This is a genomic window from Bifidobacterium sp. ESL0745 (genome assembly GCF_029433335.1).
Lineage (GTDB): Bacteria > Actinomycetota > Actinomycetes > Actinomycetales > Bifidobacteriaceae > Bifidobacterium.
Genome location: NZ_JAQTHX010000001.1, coordinates 667,767 through 685,975, shown reverse-complemented (window position 1 = coordinate 685,975; position 18,209 = coordinate 667,767). Strand labels below are relative to the sequence as shown.

The following is an 18,209-nucleotide window of genomic DNA, read 5'->3' as shown; positions in this document are numbered from 1 at the left end:
GATGGCTTGATGTCTATGGTTTCAAGCCGTTGAATGTATGAGGGTCTCCACAATCGGAGGCCCTCATTTTGTATGCTGTGTCTTGTCGCTACGTGAAAGGGACGAATATGTGCCGCAGATTCTCACTCGACCTCGATTGGAACGCCGTCGGCCGCGAATTCGAGGTTGATAGCGACCAGATCGATACTCCGTCACTACCGGCACGCACTTTTCGTGTTGAACCCCATCAGCAGATCGGCGTCATCGCAGCCGACCACGCAGGTGAACGACACCTACGCGGCGGCTATTGGTCACTGGTACCGTCGTGGAACTCCAGCGCAAAACTCGACTACCCGACCTACAATGCCCGTATGGAGTCGGCTGCTCAGAAACCCACTTTCAGAGATTCGGCACGGCACTGCCGGGCTATCATTCCTGCTGCCGGATATTTTGAATTCAAAAACAATCGTCCGTTCTATTTCCATGCTCCCGGCAATCTGCCGTTGGCTATGGCCGGCCTGTACTCATGGTGGAGGCCAAGCACGACTTCCTCTTGGGTACTGACGGCTACTGTCATGACCTGTGCGGCAATAGACGGCCCCAGAAAGATACACGATCGTATGCCATTGCTTGTGCCAACGGATCTGAGGAAGCAATGGCTCGATCCCGATATAGATGGTTCGGGTATCATCCTTGAAATCCACAACAAAGGCAGAGTTGTATCTGAAAACCTCGAATACTATGAAGTGGCGGAGCCAAAAGCGGACGAGGACGGACCGCAGTGCATTCACCCGATCAAAAACAACGCTCCTTTAAGTCTTTTCTGAGGATTGCGGACGGAGCGTGATGACTTCAACCAGCACCGCTGTCCCCTTTGTGCACTATCCATTGGTCCCGATACCTGGTGCAGCCATTGGATTTTCGACAACAAGAATCAACCTGAATCAATCTGAAACAGATTCCGATGGCGAGAAAGATTTTTCGAAAGTTTTCGTCTCCCACCAATTCGACGTATGACGCTCCACAAGTCTCATTGATCAGCTCTGGGCGCATAGGCTTCTCGACAAGCCGAAAACCGGCAACGCTTCCCTCCCCTGCGAGACAATAGGAATAAGGGTCATCGACCCGTAACAAGTTTTCTCATAACGAAAGGAATAAACAGTTATGACTGAAAATCGCATCAATGTCGGACGAAGCGACCTCAAGGTCTTCCCGCTGGTGCTTGGAGGCAACACCTTCGGCTGGACCAGCGACGACAAGACCAGCGATGCCGTGCTTGACAAGTACGTCGAGGCCAGCGGCAATTTCGTGGATACCGCTGACGTCTATTCGGCATGGGTTCCCGGTCACTCCGGCGGAGAATCGGAAGTCGTGCTCGGCCGCTGGCTCGCCACACGCAAGAACCGCAGCGATATGGTCATTGCCACCAAAGTGAGCCAGCATCCACAGTATCCGGGTCTGTCGGCCAAGAACATCGCCGCGGCCGCCGATGAGTCCCTACTGCGACTGGGCACCGATTATATCGACCTTTATTACGCGCATTTCGACGACGAGAAGACCCCACTCGAAGAGACCGTCGAAGCCTTCGACAAGCTCGTCAAATCCGGCAAGGTCCGTGCCATCGGCATCTCCAACTATTCCGCCGATCGCATCGAGGAATGGTTCAGGATCGCCCGCGAAAACGGTTACACCTTGCCCGTCGCCTTTGAACCGCAATACAATCTGGTTTCCCGCGGCAACTACGAGAAAACGCTGGCCCCAGTCGCCAAACGCGAGCAACTTTCCGTATTCCCGTACTTCGCTTTGGCATCGGGCTTTTTGACGGGCAAATACCGTTCCGCCGCCGACGCCGAAGGCAAGGCCCGCCAAGGCATGGTGGCCGATTATCTCACGCCTGACGGTTTCGCGTTGATCGACGTGCTCGACAAGGTCGCGAAAGCACACAACGTTGCCATCGCCACCGTTTCGCTGGCATGGCTGCGCCATCGTCCACAGGTCGCCGCACCCATCGTTTCCGCCCGTATCCCAGAGCAACTGCCCGACCTGCTCGCTTCCAGCGTACTTGTGCTGAGTGATGCTGATGTGGAAGCCCTTAACAAGGCCTCCGAGCCGTTCGCCAAGTAGCATGGCAAGTTTCTTGGCATAAAGCTCCAAGAAACGGAACTATTGCTTAGGTTCAAACGAGTAATTCCCATCCTGATCTCGATAATCATGGATGGGAATTACTTTTAATCTTGCGATAACAAAATAGTGGCCAAACACTGACAGGCCGCGTTTTCACTCTGTTTTGCTTGAACGGCATTATTTAGATGGCATTTATTCGAGGCTGTTTCTGGTGCCTGTCTGTGCCCATTCCGGGCGGTATATCTAAGCGGCATGATGTTCGACATGCAGCAGAAGCTTGCCAGTGCCAGTGCTGGCATTGCCTTTGTCGTAGATATCGGCGTGCGGCGTTTTATCGAGATCCATATCAACGCGAATGCCTGCACTGCCATCACGGGCCGTGACATCGTAGATATAATGCCGGTTTTCAAGCAGCACCGGTTCACTGGTGGCGTCCGTCATCCACGGGCGTGCACTTCTTATCGCCGCCAATTCGCCGGTGAGCCGATACATCCACGCACCGTCTTCGGCCAGATCCTCGGGACGCTGCGGATATTGCGGGCGCACGATATCATCACCGCCGACACCTTCGGTCTTATCGCCTTTCCATGCCCGTTCGTCGCCGTAATAGACCGATGGTGTGCCCCCTACCGTGAAAAGAATCACATTTGCCAGCGCAAGCTTTTCCTCGTCTTCGATCTGGCTTGCGATTCTTGTGACGTCATGATTGCCGATGAACGTCTGCGGCGTAAAGGTTTCAAGAAACGCATCATGGCGCTTGAGACACCAATCAAGCTCAAAGAAATTACCGTCTTTGAGACTGCTCCAGATCGCCTTCCACAGCTCGTATTGGGTGACGGTATCAATCGTGGAATCGTGAACGAACTGCGGATAATCGCCATGGATGGCCTCACCCATGAACCAGGCATCCGAGATTTCTCCACGCACGCGTGGCAAAACCTTCGCCCAGAACGTCGTAGGCACGGTCGTGGCCGCGTCCAGACGCCAGGCATCAACACCTCGACGCATCCAATGAACCATGACATCAGTCACCAGATCCGCAACACCTGGAGCATCATGGTTAAACGCGGGGAGAATGGCATGCCCCTCGAATTTCGCGTAATCAAGCGTTCCGTCTTCGGCCTTGAAGAAGCTGAACATGTCCTCATCGTTATGGCCGACCGGTTTGCCATCGTTCAGCTCGCTTTGCGCCTGTCCCAGCTCACACTGGAATTCAGGAAAGTCTCGCCCGACATGGTTGAAGACGCCATCGAGCATCAGGGCGATGTCGCGTTCGTGGCACGCAGCCACCAAACGATCAAAAGTCTCATCGTCGCCGAGCCTCGAATCGATTTTGTAGAAATCGGTGGTGTCGTATCCATGGGTGTCGGAATCGAAAATGGGGCCGAGCAACAGGCCATCGCAGCCCATGCCTTTCATATAATCCAGCCAATTGATAAGTCGGTCAAGCCTGGGGACCATGCGGCGCTCGTCATCGGATTGCGGGCGAACCGGCGCCCCGCAAAAGCCCAGAGGATAGACCTGCCACCAAATCCTGCGACTCATGTCGTTCATATCATGCCCCATTTCGTGTCATACTCCTCTGCGTCGTTTCCGACCCAACTTTACCTGTGCCAAGTCAGACGGATACCAGCCATAACTGGATTCATCGCTCACCGCAATCGGCAGTCTGCAGGAATCGGCCAGCAACAAAGCCGTCACGGTGTGCTTATTCACCGAATAATATTTTATCAGAAATGATAAAAACAGATAGCACAATGTAAAACGCGAAAACCGCTGAAACGCTTTACACGTATCAGCGGCCTATCTGGTGCAGAAAATCAACCCCGATATCACATCGGGTTAGCAGACATCAGCAAACCTCGGAGGTCTTGAAACCCTGACTTCACTTATTGTCGCGAATCTGCTGCTTCACCTGGTTTTTGACCTCGGTGGCCTTCTGCTTGCCATCGGCTACCGCGCTTTCGCCCTTGGCCTTCGCCTCATCCGCCTTGTCGGCAAACTTGTCCTTGGTGTCATCGACCATGTCCGCGGCCTTGTCCTTGACGTCGGCAGCGGCTTTGCCGAGCTTATCGCCAGCCTGCTTGGCCGCATCCTTGGCGTCATCGAAAATTCCCATAATCATTTCCCCTTAAGAGATCTAATCCACCCGAAGATCAGCCGAATAGCGGTTGATCTGTCTGTCGGGGCACGACGGCATATCACCATCACACTCTTACTATTTTAGCGTATAAAACAGTATGTAAGACTAAACATCATATGGTTGTATGACTGGGCTAAAGACGCTTAAAACCTGGAAAACAAGACATTCGAAGCAAAAATTGAGTCAGAGCTTCGGATTCTCCCATTCAGGCGTATCGGCAAGGGCCGGCCCGTGATTGTAATCGGAGAGCGCCCAATGCAGCGGCTTGCCGGGGACTACAACGGGGATAAGCCTTGCCCAGTGCGCATTGCGCATCGAGAAGACCGCACTGTTGGCATCCGACTCGCCTCCGGCATTAAGCAGTGTGCGAACGGTATCGGCAATGCATGCACCGTGTGAAAACACAAAAAGGTCGGTGTCCGGCTCGGCCTTGCCCGTCCATTCGGCAATGGCCTGCACGGCTCGCTGACCGACATGTCTGTCCGGCTCGACACCGTACTTGAGTTCCCCGCCTTCGCCGTGGAGCCAAGAGTAGAAATCCTCCGGATATTTCTTCACGATTTCCTTGGTGGCTTCGCCTTCCCACTCGCCGTAATGGCGTTCACGCACACGTTCGTCAGGATGGACCTCCTCGCCGATCAAATCGGCAAAAGCGTGTGCTGTGGCCATGGCTCGGCCCAGATCGGAAGCGACAACCAGACAATGACGCTGCTGGTCCTCTTCGGCGTCAACATACAGCTCTTTCAAGGCGCGACCGGTCTGATGAACCTGCCAGCTGCCGACTTCGTCGAGCGGGATGTCTATCGTGCCCTGAATGCGCCCGGCTGCATTGTACGCGGTGCGTCCATGCCTCACCAATGTCAATGAATGGACATGGACATCGGGATCGAATAATGTGCTGAAATCCATCAGTCGCCTCCTAAAACGAGTGGGTGTTCAGTTGTGCGCCGCTGCGGACTTTGCATCGGCGGATACATCTTTGGCTGTATCGGAAAGTTGAAGGTCAATGGCGGGGCAATCCTGCCAAAGCCGTTCGAGATCATAATAGCTGCGTTCTTCTTCGTGCATGATATGGATGACGAAATCACCATAGTCAAGCAGCACCCAACGTGCCTCGTCGAGGCCTTCACGGCTACGCGGCTCAAGTTTGCCGCCTTTGGTGTAGAGTTCCTTTTCGACTTCCTCAGCCACTGCCAGAACCTGGCGTTCGCTTGATGCAGTGGCGATGAGCATGGCATCGGTGATGGCGATCGGACCGGTCACGTCGAAGGCGACGATATCCGTGGCCTTGACGCTGTCGGCCGCAGCCGCAGCCAGACGCAGGGCATCAATCGTACTTTGCAGTGCTGCCATATATTAACGCTCCCATTCGGGCTTCCAGCCCTCTACTACATGTTGTGTATTCTCCGAATATACCATCGAATCGTCCGGAACCGCATGGCGGATGACGGAGCCGGCTCCGGTGGTGACATTGTCACCGACCTCGACTGGCGCGACGAACAGATTGCCCGCGCCGACATGGACGTTCGAGCCGATGTGGGTGCGGTTCTTGTGCACGCCGTCATAATTGGCCGAAATGGTGCCACCACCGATGTTGGTATGCTCCCCTAGCTCCGCGTCACCCATATAGCTCAGGTGAGGCACCTTGGTGCCGGCACCGATATGCGCCTTCTTCATCTCGACAAATGCACCGGCCTTCGTGTCCGCTTCGAGTACATTACCCGGACGCAGATAGGTCCATGGGCCGATGTTCGCGTTTGCACCGATACGCGATCCCTGCACACGGCTGCGTTCAACGGTCGCACCGGCCTCGATATGTGCGTCAATCAGCGTCGTATACGGTCCGATGACGGCGTTTTCCGCCACGGTGCTATGCCCCTGGAGGAAGGAGCCGGGCAGCACGGTGACATCCTGCGCCAGTTCGACATCGTCTTCGATCCACGTGGTTTCGGGGTCAAGAATTGTGACCCCTTCGCGCATCCACTGCTCGCAGATGCGCAGGTTGTGCTTGCGGGAAAGATGGGCCAGTTGCAAGCGGTCATTGACGCCTTCGACGCTCAATGCATCGGATGCGGCAAGAGCGCCAACTTTACCGTTCTTCCTGGCGCTTTCGAGGGCATCAGTCAGGTAGAATTCGCCTTGTGCATTCTGCGAATCCAGTCCTTGAACCGCACGGGCAAGCACGGCTGCGTCGAAAACATATACCGAAGTATTAATCTCGTGAACGGCCAGTTCGCTGCTGTTGGCATCCTTCTGCTCGACGATGCGTAGCACGCTGCCGTCGCTGTCACGGATGATTCGACCATAGCCGGTGGGGTCTTTAAGGTTGGCGGTGAGCACCGTGGCATCGTTGCCACTGGCTTTATGGAAGGCAAGCAGCGCATCCAGTGTAGAGGTGTCGAGCAAAGGCATATCGCTGGCGGCAATCAGAACGGGACCGGAGAGCTGCCCGTCCCCGTCGAGTTGCTTCATGGCACACTGCACCGCACGCCCGGTGCCGGGAATGTCATCCTGATGAACGATTTCGACCTTGCCGTCGTAACGTCGGGCGGCCTCGGCAACGCGTTCGGCTTGATAATGCACCACGACTGCGAGCGTTTTCGGATCAAGCGCAGCCACAGACGCCATCACGCGTTCAAGGAACGTCTTGCCGGCAAGTTCATGAAGGACCTTCGGCTTGGTCGAACGCATGCGCGTTCCTTCGCCGGCCGCGAGGATGATTGCTGCACTCAATGACATATCTGCTCCAATTCCGTTGCCTTGTGGGCGAAACATATCTTCTCTTTACATACGCGAATCGGCTGGTATCCGAAGCAGGAAACACAGCCGATTGCGAGAAGTTCCTCCACCTGGATTCGAACCAAGACTAAGGGTTCCAAAGACCCGTGTGCTGCCTTTACACCATGGAGGAATAGCTCGATCGCGGGACCGAACCGTTTTTCTATTATGCTGGCCACTGCTGACAACCCGACACGCCTGAAGGCAAGTCATGGGCTTTGCCGCTCATGTGGCCAGCGACAATCTGAGACCGTACCCACACCGTGAATCAGGCGAAAAGGAAGCCTTGGCCATGGTGCTCAGGGTAGGTGTCGAAGAGTTTGGCGACTGAACCGTCCTCGAAGACGGCCCTGATGGCGCTGGCCAGCAGCGGGGCGATGGAAAGCACGGTAAGCCCGTCCCAACGCTTGGATTCGTCGATCGGCACCGTGTCGGTCAAAACGACCTCACGGGCTCCACAGTTCTTGAGGCGATCGACGGCAGGATCGGAGAGCACACCGTGCGTGGCAACGACGGTGACGGACTTGGCACCGGCCTTCTTGAGTACGTCGCAGGCACCGACGATGGTGCCGCCGGTATCAATCAGATCATCGACCAGGACGCAATCCTTGCCGAGAACATCGCCGACCACGCGGTTTGACGTGGCATGGTTCGGGCGGTTGATGTCGCGGGTCTTGTGGACAAAGGCGAGCGGACCGCCGCCCAGGCGTTGTGCCCACTGTTCGGCGACTCGGATACGACCGGCGTCCGGGGAGACGACGGCGACATTGTCGAGGTTGTCTTCAAACCGGTCGCGAATGTAATCGACAAGAACAGGCATGGCGATCAGGTGATCAACCGGGCCATCGAAGAAGCCCTGCGATTGTGCGGCATGCAGGTCTACGCTCATCACACGGTCGGCACCGGCCGTGCGCAGCAGGTCGAAAACAAGACGGCAGGAAATAGGCTCACGGCCGAGGTGTTTCTTATCCTGGCGGGAATAACCCAGTAACGGGCAGACAGCCGTGATGGAACGGGCCGATGCACGCTTCAACGCGTCAATCATGATAAGTTGTTCCATAATGGCCTTATTGACATCACCGGCGTGACTTTGCAATACAAAGACATCCGAGCCTCGCACCGATTCGGTGTAGCGCACATACATCTCGCCGTTTGCGAAATCGTATGCCGTGGTCTTCAGGACGTCGATGCCAAGCTGGTTAGCGACGTCCGCCGCCAGCTGGGGATGGGCCCTGCCGGTGACGAGTATGAGATTCTTACTGGGCTTTCCTTCTAGGATTGCGCTCACCATGTCTCCAAACGTTATCGTCTGTATAAACCAAAAATAATAGTAACCGTTCAACGCGACGGAAACGACACGGCTGGTTATCGCGTCCGGTCCGCGGTTTCAGCGCCGGTGTAAAGCCCGTGCTTGGCAATGTATTGCACCACACCGTCGGGAACGAGGTACCAGACAGGCTCACCCAGCGAAACACGGTGACGGACGTCGGTCGAAGAGATGGCCAGCGCTGGAATTTCCAGAGTGTCGACCTCGACCTGCGTGCGCATATGCTCGGGGCTGGTGTAGCCGGGGCGCGTGACGGCGACGAAGTGCGCGAGGTCGAACATGCTCCGCGCTTCCTTCCACTTGAGGATTTCGGCGACGGCGTCGGCACCAGTGATGAAGAACAACTCGGCGTCCGGATTGAGCGCACGGATATCGCGCAGGGTGTCGATGGTGTAGGTGACGCCAGGACGGTCGATATCGACGCGGGAAACGGTGAATTTCGGGTTCGAGGCCGTGGCGATGACGGTCATCAGATAGCGGTCTTCGGCGTTGGTGACGTGCTTGCCCAGCTTGAAGGCTGGACGGCCCGTCGGCACGAAAATCACCTCGTCAAGGTTGTAAACCCAAGCCACCTCGCTGGCAGCGACCAAATGCCCGTTGTGGACAGGATCGAAAGTACCGCCCATGATGCCGATACGGCGACGACCGCTTTTGCTGTGTCGGCTGGCCGGTTTGCTTCCGATCGCCTCAATGGAGTTCGGATCGGCAACACCGGACAGTCCCGACATCTTGCGGGTCTCTTGAGGAGGTTGGAGCACGTCGCCGGTTGGATCCGAAAGCGATTCGCCGGCAGTTTGCACATGCGTCACATGCCCTTCGTCTTTGCTTGCCAGCGTACCGGCAACCAACGAGCCGTCACTCATGCCTTGCGCTCGTCTTCGCTCTTGGCTTTGTCGTCATCATGCGGCTTGTCGGCTTCGGTTTTTTCGCGGTGTTCATCGGCCTGTTCGGTCTGTTCCTCGATGGCTTCGACGGTAGTATGCTCGCTGGGGTCGATTTTGCCCATATCCTCGTCATATTCGTCCTGAACAACGCGACGGATCTCAGTGAAGGTGGGAATCGGAAAATCGGGCTGGTACAGGCGACGCACTGAGGCGACGCACTCCGTGGCGCGCACCAGCAGGTCGTTCATGGCGTCAACGTCACCTTCCGCTTCCTTCTTGCTGAACTCTGCGATGTAACGTTCCATGGCCGACAACCGTTCGGCCACGGTCTTCTTGCCGTCCTCGTCAAGATCGACCACGTCATCCGAGTCCATTTCCGGCCAACCGATCAACGCGGCATCCGCATATTCGAGGGAAGCACGCTGGTCGGCGGTGGCGATTCCGTCCTCGACTTGCACCAAAAACACGTAACGAACAATGGCGAGGCGTTCGGAGGCGATCTTCAACCCGATGCGAGGATCGTTCACATCGATGCCACGGTCCTTGGCAAGCCCGTAGTCGGCCTTGACACCGACCTGTTCCTCGTCCTGCACGTTCTCGTCGCTTTCCTCGGACTGTCGGCCGTCCGTCGTGGCGGTCACCGGCTGATTGGCCGGATTCTGATTGGCGGAGATGTTGCCTTCGAATTCCTTGCCGCCATCGTTGTCGGCAGTGTCGTTATCGTTTCGTTCAGCGTCGTTCATGTCATGTCCTTCGCTTGTCATCAAGCTCGCACCTGACCGGTGCCATAGCCGATCCATTTGGTTGTGGTCATCTCGGTCAATCCCATTGGTCCGCGCGCATGCAACTTTTGGGTGGAAATGCCCAATTCAGCTCCAAAACCGAACATACCGCCATCCGTGAACCTTGAAGAGGCGTTGGCCATGACCACCGCTGAATCGATACGTTTGGTGAACCGTTCGATGGCGCTGTAGTCCTCGGAAATGATGCATTCGGTGTGGCCGGTGGAATGGGCATTGATATGCTCAATTGCCTTGTCGAGGGAGCCGACGACCTTGACACCCATTTTCAACGCCAGATATTCCGTGTCCCAATCCTCAGGGGTGGCATGAACCAGATTCACCCCGTTGACGTCGCTGCCATCGATAATATCGTAGGCTTCATCGTCAGCACGGAGTTCCACTCCGGCTGTTGTGAGCGCCTTAGCGGCAAGCGGCAGGAAATCCTTGGCCACGTCGCGGTGCACAATGAGCTTTTCCGCGGCGTTGCACACGCCGACCCGTTGCGTTTTGGCATTCAGAATAATCGGAATGGCCTTGGCGAAATCCGCTGCCTTGTCGACGTAGATGTGAACGTTGCCGGCGCCGGTCTCGATGACAGGAACCTTGGAATTGCGTACAACGGCCTGGATAAGCGCTGCTCCCCCACGCGGCACCAGTACATCGATGTGCCCGCGCGCCTCCATCATCGCCGTGGCACCCATACGCCCGAACTCGTCGACGGAAGCGACCAAAGAAGCATCAAAACCCTGCTCCTGTAACGTCTTGCGAATGATGGAAAGCGTTGCTTCGTTGGTGCGCTGCGCTTCGTGCCCGCCACGCAGTACAATCGCATTACCGGATTTGAGACATAGCGAGGCGACATCGACGGTGACATTGGGCCGCGCTTCATAGATCATGCCGAACACACCCATCGGCACCCGTACTTCGTTCAAACGCAGACCATTGGGAAGCGTCGAGCCGCGTACGATCTGGCCAATCGGATCGGGAAGCGTGGCGACATGGCGAACACCATCCGCTGCGGCCTTGATCCGTGCCTCGTCGAAAAGCAGGCGATCGAGCTTGCCCGCGCTCATACCTTCCTGCTTGGCCTTATTCATATCGAAACGGTTGGCTTCAGCAACGGTTGCACTGCCTGCTTCAAGCTCGTCCGCAATGGCATTGAGCAGCGTATTCTTCTGCTCGGTGTTGGCGAGCGCCAGCACACCTTGCGACCGGGCCGCGGCATCCGCCATGGAACAGACCTGCCGAAACACTTCTGGGTCGAGAACCGCAGTTCCCTTACCATCACTTGCGACCATGAAACTCTCCGAAAATCCTTGAATCCACCTGCATAAATCCGCCGTAGTCTCGAATCCATAAAAAGCGGATAAACCGTTATCTTCTTTGCCAACGATTGTAAGCCCTGCCTCGTCCAAAGCGAATCCGAAACCGTTGATTTGGACACCGCCGGTATTCGGCCTTACTTTCCATTAGACTGGACTATCAGCAAAATGACACGACCGCCCATAGCAAACGAGGCATTTGTGATGAATACCACTTTCCATAGCACCAGAGGTTCTTCTGCGAATCTGACGAGCCGCCAGGCCATCCGTCAAGGACTTGCCGGCGATGGCGGGCTGTTCGTCACCGATGACCTCGGCAAGCAGCAGGTCGACGTCTCCGCTTTGGTTGGCAAATCCTATCAGGATATGGCCCTCACCGTGCTGGGCGTATTGCTGCCCGACTTCCGGGCTTCCGAACTTGACGAATGCGTGCGCGCGGCCTATGACTCCCAATGGCTCGACAGCGCCATCACTCCGTTGAAGCCGCTGGGCGATGATTACATCCTTGAACTCTTCAACGGCCCGACCAGCGCGTTCAAGGACGTGGCATTGCAGATCCTGCCACAGTTCATGGCACGTACCGCTACTGCCGGGACTGCGACAAACGAAAAAGTGATGGTCTTGACCGCCACCTCCGGCGATACCGGCAAGGCGGCGCTCGCAGGGTTTGCAGACACCGGCGGCACCGGCATCACCGTCTTCTACCCCGAAGGCAAGGTCAGCGAGATCCAACGCCTGCAGATGACCACCCAGACCGGCTCGAACGTCAACGTCTGCGCGGTCAAAGGCAATTTCGACGATGCGCAAACCGCCGTCAAACGCATTTTCGGCGATAAAGATCTGGCGGCAAAACTTGAGGAAAACAACAGCGTCTCGCTTTCCTCCGCCAATTCCATCAACGTCGGCCGGCTTGTACCGCAGGTCGTCTATTACTTCTCCGCTTACACACAACTCATTGAACGCGGTGCCATCAAGGTCGGCGACGAGGTCGAGTTCGTCGTACCCACCGGCAATTTCGGCGATATCCTCGCCGGTTACTACGCCAAGAAACTTGGTCTACCTGTTGGCAGACTCACCGTAGCCAGCGACCGCAACAATGTGTTGTTCGACTTCCTAACGACCGGCGCCTACAACCGCGAGCGCCCGTTCTACCAAACCACGTCGCCCTCAATGGACATCCTGGTCTCATCAAACCTCGAACGCATGCTCTACTATATGTCGGACGGCGATACCAAGCTTATCGGCAGTCTCATGAGCGATCTGCAGAGCAAAGGCTCATTTACGATTCCCGATTCGTTGCTCGAACGTATCCGCGGACTGTTCTCCTGCGGGTGGGCTGATGAGGACCAGGTGAGCCAGGCCATCACCGACTGCTGGAACGCCAACCGTTACGTCATCGACCCGCATACCGCCTGTGGCTACCATGTGCTGACGCAGATGCCTCAAGAAACTGCGATGCCCCGCGTGCTGCTCAGCACCGCCAGTCCGTACAAGTTCCCGCGAGTGGTCGGCAAGGCCCTTGGCCTCGACACCACCGGTACCGACTTCGATTGCATGGACCGGCTCTGTGAAGCCACCGGCACCACCGCTCCCAAGAACCTGCGTGGCCTGGAGCACGCCACCGAACGCTTCACCGACGTCATCTCCATCGACGAGATGCCTGACTATGTCAGCAATGTATCCGAACGTTTGTAGTTTTTATCGGAGGTTAAGGATTCATTTTTAAGGCTGATTTGGCACGATGAGTTTGTGCCGAATCAGCCTTACTTGTGATCGCTCGCGGCTAATGCCGCCATAACGCCGACATCCGCGAGCATCAACACGACGAAGAATATACGAATGGCGACAGAAGTCAAATAACCACTTGTCAACATAACAAGCAAACCAACCAGAACAAGAAGCAAAGGCAAGAAAATGGTCCGCTTTCTGGTCATGTTTTGCTTGTTCTCACGGTCTTGAGCATCTTTTTTATCTTCGTCACGAGAACAATTATCCTCGTTCATTAAAGATCCTTGCGTTCGTAGATATGCATCGAAAGCCTGCAGGAGAAAAAGAACATCACTGCCGCCACGATGATGCCGATAATGGCTATCCACGGAATAGGACCTAGTTTGGCGTCCATGACAAAGCGCTTCACATTATCAATCACAGAATCCGGCAGAGCGAATCCGGTGACTGTGATGATCGCGGCTATGACAAACAAAACAATGAATGCGAAACCTGTCGCTTTCGCCGCAGGGAACCTATAGCCGAGCGGCAATGTCAAGCTGGCGTACACAATACCTGCCACCAGCACCGTTGCGGTCAATCCAGATACGGCATTCATTTTGTATGGCATATATATTACCAATCCGCAAATCACCTGCAACAGGGCGGCAATGGCAACCGCAAACAAAGTAAAAGCATACCTGCCGATGACCTGATTCATCCGAGAAACTGGCAACGGCCCGTTGAGCTTCCCGCTTCCGGTCTGATCTTCGTAGCTGAATACCAATATCCCCATCATGCCAGATATGGCGACCAGCAATCCTGTGACACCGCCACTCATGGGGCTTATCAGCCCATTGTTCCTTCCCAACCTCGCTACAATCGCGAAAAGCATGGGCAATGCCATCAGAAACCATATACTGCCACTACCGATGCCTTTACCGCTACCGTATGCCAAAATTTTGTATATATCGATGCGAAATGCTCTACTGATTTGCTTAGTATCCATGATGTTCATCACTCCTCGTACATATCTCTGGACGACTTGGCTGTAGTATTGGTCAGGCGGATGATGTCATCAATGGACACCGGTTCACTGATCAATTCAGGAGATTCACCCACAATCTTGTCGACGACCTCGCGATGGACCAACGCTTCAAAACCGGTGCTGAAACGGCGAAGTCCGGCAACGTACGGTTCGATGCGCGCTGCTTGGTCGAGACCGCCTTTGACCACGCGGAATGAATCCTCGAACTCGTCCTTCGGACCGGTGTAATAAAGCTGTCCCTGAGTGATATAGGTGATGAAATCCGCCGCACGTTCAAGGTCAGAAGTGATGTGGGTGCTGAACAGCACGCTGTGCTTCCCGTCTTCCACGTAACGCTGCAGGATATCCATCAGCTCATCGCGCGCCAACACGTCAAGACCGCTGGTCGGTTCGTCAAGAATCAGCAGTTTCGCGTCATGGCTCAGGGCGGCCGCAATCATCAGCTTCATCTGCATGCCACGCGAGAGGTCTTTGACGACCTTCTTCATTCCAAGTCCGAATCGAACAACGTAATGCTCAAACTGCTTCTGATTCCAAGTGTTATACATTATCGCCATGACCTGGCCGGCCATTTTGACCGTCCAATACGTCGAAAAATAGCTGGAATCGAAGACGACACCGAGCTGTTCCTTGACCTTCACCTCATCGGCGATGTTGTCGAGGCCAAGCACGTTGATCGAGCCGGCATCGCGATGGATCATATTGAGAATAAGCTTGATGAGCGTCGATTTGCCGGCACCGTTGGGGCCGATGAGACCCATGATGTAGCCCATCGGCAGATCGAAGGTCACCGGGCCCAAGCCGAAACCGGAGCCGTAGCGTTTCGCCACGTCGGTGACGCTCAGCGCCATCGGCTGCACATCGCTGCTAACGTTGGCGTTCTCGTCGCTCTTTCTGATTGTTGTAGGTGATGACTGTGTCATCATCGTTTCCTTTCCTGTTCACCGATGAACCGATAAGTTTCAAAAACCTTCATTGGCAATTGAATGAAAGATGATTGGCAGATGCCCTACAATGACGGCAGCCCCCATAGATTTTTCATTCTGCCAGCGAATCTCACTTAGCTTTCTTGTACTCTTGCTCGAGCATATCCATCAGGTCAATAAGCGGGATATCAGCGGCTTTGGCCGCGATTCCCACCTGACGCAAGGCGTTGCGCACCTGGCCGGTAAGCTTCTTCTTCATCCGTTCATCGCCTTTTTCGGCGACAAATGAACCCTTGCCCTGCACATTGACGATGATGCCCTCATCCGCCAGCTCGTTGTAGGCACGGGTGACGGTGAGCACGGAGATGCGCAGCTCGCGGGCCAGCTTGCGCAGGCTCGGCAGCGCCTCCCCGCCTTTAAGCTCGCCGTTCAGTACCGCCTCGCGTATCTGACGTTTGATTTGCTCGTAGATCGGTTCTCCGGACACGGATGAGATGATCAGTTTCATCTATGCCCCTTCCTATTGCTGATCAGTGTCCAGCAAAACTCTTGGATTTCTCTAACAGTTCTACTGTTAAGTAGAACTATATAACAGTTAAATCAACTGTGCAAGGCCAAAACATAACAGTTTTTTTGCAGCATGCGACAAAGGTATATTTATTCAGATAGGATTTGACATTATTTGACAACGAATAATCGCGTCAAAGAACTTGGGGTGCATCGGCAAAGTCATTGATGACCCCATCGGCAATCGTAGCAATGGCCGGCCTGTCCTCAAGGGAATAGTTATCTTCCATGGCCCAGACGTGCATCCCTGCGGATTTCGCGGCCTTCACCGCCACCAACAGATCCTCAAACACGGTGCAATCTTTGGCAGCGACACCCAAGCGTGATGCTGCAGCAAGATACACCTTGGGACTGTGCTTGCTTTTTGCGTCGGTATCCTCCACACTCACTACGACGTCAAAGAACTCCCGGATACCTACGTGCTCCATGCCAACCTCACGTACCTGTGGCGAAAGCGAGGTTGCCACTGCCAAACGTGCACCGCTCAATTTCAAGTAATTCAGGTATTCGACCGCATGAGGTTTGGCCTCGACAGTGGTGCCATACGCCTCAAGCACCATCGAGTCCCACAGCTTGGCCAGCTCGGCAGGTGTGTCATTCAAGCCGTAACGCTCTATGGTGTAGCGTGCCACTTCCTCAGGCCGCATCGCATTGACGACACCCATGTAGTCGTCGGTCAAGGGAATGTCACGGCTGTGGAAGAAGTCGACATCAACCTGATGCCACACGTCCATCGAATCGAGCAAGGTCCCGTCCAAATCAAAGATGGCTGCTTTGCCTTCGTTCGTCTTATTCATAGCTTACTGGATTCCAATAGCTCTTTGGCGTGGTTGAGGGATGTAGCAGATTCGCTGCCAGAAAGCATTCTCGCGATTTCGTGGATGCGGGCGTCTCCAGTGACCTCGTTGACCGTCGTTTCGATTGGCGCCTTCGAGCTGGCACTCTGGGCTGTTGTGTTGCCTTTGCTCACCACGAACTGGGAGTCGGCCCACGAGGCGACCTGCGCCAAATGGGTGACCACGATGACCTGAGATGTCTGCGAGAGCGTGGCCAACCGCTTACCCAGTTCGACCGCGGCCTTGCCTCCTACTCCGGCATCGACCTCATCGAAGATGAAGGTCATGTCACTCGATCCGGACGTTCGCTTTTCGGCAACTGCCAGTTCCAACGCCAGCATGAGCCGGCTCAGCTCGCCGCCGGAAGCGCTTTTGCCCATCGGCAATTGCGGAGAACCAGGGAATGGCGTGAACAGAAATTCGATGTCATCGATGCCGTTGGCATCCAGAGGCCATGTAGCCGATGGCACCTGCGTTTCGCCGTCTTTTGAAGCCGTCTTGTTCTTGGAAGCCGAATTGCGCCGAATGACACGAATCTCAAGTCCCGCCCCGGCCATGGCAAGAGCGGAAAGCTCCTTGGTGACCGTATTCGCCAGAGTGGTGGCCGCAAGCTTCCTTTTCTTGCTCAGCACCTCAGCAGCTTTTACGGCATCGTCAAACGCCTGTTTCCGTTGTTCCTTGATTTCATCCACCTTTTCTGGCGAAGCATCGAGATCCTCGACCTCGAACGCCGCCTTGTCCCGCCAGGCGATGACATCCTCAAGCGTTGGTCCCCAACGGCGTGTCAGTTCGTCAAGTTCGTGGATGCGTGAATTAATGGCGTCCAAGCCTTCGGCGTCCTCGTCGGTATCCACCTCGTTGGAAAGCGAGAAAACGATATCGGAAAGGTCAGCGTTCAACGATTCAAGACGGTCGGCCGCCTGTCCGAAAGAACCGCCGACATGTATGGTGCGCAGCGCCTGGATCGCATGGTTGATGGCATCGGCGGCACCCTGCGCGTCGGTGTCGGCATCGACTTGGGAGGCATCCAATGCGGAAAGCGCTGACCCCACGCCCTGCGCGATTTCGGCCGCGTTCTCCACCCGCGCACGCTTTTCCTTGAGTTCCTCATCCTCACCGGGTTTGGGATCGACCTTGTTGATCTGTTCGATGGATTCGCGCAGGTAATCAGCTCGTTGACGTGCGGAAGCCTCCTGATTGGCAAGATTATTGAGCCTTTCGTCCAACGTCTGAAGCTTTTGCCAGGCGACACGATAGGTGTCACATTCCGCCTTGTCATCTGCGGCCATGTCAAGGAATTCGCGTTGGCGTGCAGGCGAGGCGAGACGCAGCTGGTCGGCCTGTCCGTGAATCGTCACCAATTCCGTCGCAACGTTGCCAAGCACGCTTCTGGGGACGCTGTGTCCGCACAACACCGCCCGCGAACGACCCGAAGCCGGAACAGTACGCGAAAGGAAAAGCTCCCGACGACCGATTTCATCGGGGTCCGGATCCGTTTCGCCGTTGTCGACATCCAGCACACCGGCATCCTGTGCCAGTCTGGCGGCGGTGCTATCCTCATCGACGTCGAAAATACCCTGTGCCCATGCCGAATCCGCTCCGGCAGTGACACGGGCTACACTGGCGGTGGCGCCAGAAATAAGCCGAACAGCGCTGAGCAGCATGGATTTTCCGGCCCCGGTCTCACCGGTGATGGCCGTCATTGCCTTGTTGGGCGCAAGCACTGCCGAATGGATTGGCCCAAGATTACGCACTTCCAGTTCTTCAAGCATCGGTCTTCACCTTT

The 18,209-nt window shown here is 55.5% G+C and carries 19 protein-coding genes and 1 tRNA gene; 3 read left to right on the top strand and 17 right to left on the bottom strand.

Going from position 1 to position 18,209, the window contains the following annotated elements:
* Positions 1-92: 92 nt before the first annotated feature.
* Together PT275_RS02515 and PT275_RS02510 are read left to right on the top strand one after the other, a co-directional pair.
* Positions 93-806, top strand: coding sequence for an SOS response-associated peptidase (locus tag PT275_RS02515; protein ID WP_277152050.1), 714 nt, complete (start codon positions 93-95; stop codon positions 804-806).
* A gap of 337 nt (positions 807-1,143) precedes the next feature.
* The gene (locus PT275_RS02510) at positions 1,144-2,103 is read left to right on the top strand and encodes an aldo/keto reductase (RefSeq protein ID WP_277152048.1); all 960 of its coding nucleotides are present in this window, start codon (positions 1,144-1,146) and stop codon (positions 2,101-2,103) included.
* A gap of 243 nt (positions 2,104-2,346) precedes the next feature.
* Here the strand turns inward: PT275_RS02510 and PT275_RS02505 are convergent, their stop codons facing one another.
* From PT275_RS02505 to PT275_RS02455, 11 genes are all read right to left on the bottom strand, one after another.
* On the bottom strand, positions 2,347-3,657 hold the full coding sequence (locus PT275_RS02505; RefSeq protein ID WP_277152045.1) for an alpha-amylase family protein: 1,311 nt from the start codon (positions 3,655-3,657) through the stop codon (positions 2,347-2,349).
* 18 nt (positions 3,658-3,675) lie between these two features.
* Positions 3,676-3,819 (bottom strand): hypothetical protein, encoded by a 144-nt coding sequence (locus PT275_RS02500; RefSeq protein WP_277152043.1) that lies wholly within the window; start codon positions 3,817-3,819, stop codon positions 3,676-3,678.
* Between the two features lie 169 nt (positions 3,820-3,988).
* Positions 3,989-4,222 (bottom strand): hypothetical protein, encoded by a 234-nt coding sequence (locus PT275_RS02495; protein ID WP_277152040.1) that lies wholly within the window; start codon positions 4,220-4,222, stop codon positions 3,989-3,991.
* A 207-nt stretch (positions 4,223-4,429) separates the two neighbouring features.
* The gene (locus PT275_RS02490) at positions 4,430-5,155 is read right to left on the bottom strand and encodes a histidine phosphatase family protein (RefSeq protein ID WP_277152038.1); all 726 of its coding nucleotides are present in this window, start codon (positions 5,153-5,155) and stop codon (positions 4,430-4,432) included.
* A gap of 27 nt (positions 5,156-5,182) precedes the next feature.
* Entirely contained in the window at positions 5,183-5,599 is a 417-nt protein-coding gene (gene rsfS / locus PT275_RS02485) for a ribosome silencing factor (protein WP_277152036.1), read from the bottom strand.
* A gap of 3 nt (positions 5,600-5,602) precedes the next feature.
* Entirely contained in the window at positions 5,603-6,985 is a 1,383-nt protein-coding gene (gene glmU, locus PT275_RS02480) for a bifunctional UDP-N-acetylglucosamine diphosphorylase/glucosamine-1-phosphate N-acetyltransferase GlmU (protein WP_277152033.1), read from the bottom strand.
* 101 nt (positions 6,986-7,086) lie between these two features.
* Positions 7,087-7,157 (bottom strand) — tRNA-Gln (locus tag PT275_RS02475).
* Positions 7,158-7,292: 135 nt separating this feature from the next.
* The gene (locus PT275_RS02470; RefSeq protein WP_277152031.1) at positions 7,293-8,315 is read right to left on the bottom strand and encodes a ribose-phosphate diphosphokinase; all 1,023 of its coding nucleotides are present in this window, start codon (positions 8,313-8,315) and stop codon (positions 7,293-7,295) included.
* 74 nt (positions 8,316-8,389) lie between these two features.
* The gene (nadD, locus tag PT275_RS02465; protein WP_277153630.1) at positions 8,390-9,079 is read right to left on the bottom strand and encodes a nicotinate-nucleotide adenylyltransferase; all 690 of its coding nucleotides are present in this window, start codon (positions 9,077-9,079) and stop codon (positions 8,390-8,392) included.
* Positions 9,080-9,210: 131 nt separating this feature from the next.
* Positions 9,211-9,768: a phosphoribosylglycinamide synthetase gene (locus PT275_RS02460; protein ID WP_277153629.1), complete on the bottom strand. Its 558-nt coding sequence runs from the start codon at positions 9,766-9,768 to the stop codon at positions 9,211-9,213.
* 230 nt (positions 9,769-9,998) lie between these two features.
* Complete coding sequence (locus PT275_RS02455; RefSeq protein ID WP_277152029.1) at positions 9,999-11,315, bottom strand: glutamate-5-semialdehyde dehydrogenase; 1,317 nt, start codon at positions 11,313-11,315, stop codon at positions 9,999-10,001.
* A 228-nt stretch (positions 11,316-11,543) separates the two neighbouring features.
* On the opposite strand from PT275_RS02455, the gene thrC reads away from it, so the two are divergent.
* Positions 11,544-13,034 carry a threonine synthase gene (gene thrC / locus PT275_RS02450; protein ID WP_277153628.1) on the top strand — a complete coding sequence of 497 codons (1,491 nt, stop codon included), beginning with the start codon at positions 11,544-11,546 and terminating at the stop codon, positions 13,032-13,034.
* A 68-nt stretch (positions 13,035-13,102) separates the two neighbouring features.
* Here thrC and PT275_RS02445 read toward each other — a convergent pair whose 3' ends face one another.
* The 6 genes from PT275_RS02445 to recN form a co-directional block, all read right to left on the bottom strand.
* Entirely contained in the window at positions 13,103-13,342 is a 240-nt protein-coding gene (locus tag PT275_RS02445; protein ID WP_277152027.1) for a hypothetical protein, read from the bottom strand.
* Positions 13,342-14,064: an ABC-2 transporter permease gene (locus PT275_RS02440; RefSeq protein ID WP_277152025.1), complete on the bottom strand. Its 723-nt coding sequence runs from the start codon at positions 14,062-14,064 to the stop codon at positions 13,342-13,344. Before PT275_RS02440 ends, PT275_RS02445 begins: the two co-directional genes overlap by 1 nt.
* Positions 14,064-14,945, bottom strand: coding sequence for an ABC transporter ATP-binding protein (locus PT275_RS02435; protein WP_277153627.1), 882 nt, complete (start codon positions 14,943-14,945; stop codon positions 14,064-14,066). The genes PT275_RS02440 and PT275_RS02435 overlap by 1 nt, the downstream gene beginning before the upstream one ends.
* A 205-nt stretch (positions 14,946-15,150) precedes the next feature.
* Positions 15,151-15,528, bottom strand: a complete 378-nt coding sequence (locus PT275_RS02430; RefSeq protein ID WP_277152022.1) for a GntR family transcriptional regulator — start codon at positions 15,526-15,528, stop codon at positions 15,151-15,153.
* Positions 15,529-15,721: 193 nt separating this feature from the next.
* Entirely contained in the window at positions 15,722-16,384 is a 663-nt protein-coding gene (locus PT275_RS02425; protein ID WP_277152020.1) for an HAD family phosphatase, read from the bottom strand.
* The gene (recN, locus tag PT275_RS02420) at positions 16,381-18,195 is read right to left on the bottom strand and encodes a DNA repair protein RecN (RefSeq protein WP_277152018.1); all 1,815 of its coding nucleotides are present in this window, start codon (positions 18,193-18,195) and stop codon (positions 16,381-16,383) included. Before recN ends, PT275_RS02425 begins: the two co-directional genes overlap by 4 nt.
* Positions 18,196-18,209 lie beyond the last annotated feature (14 nt).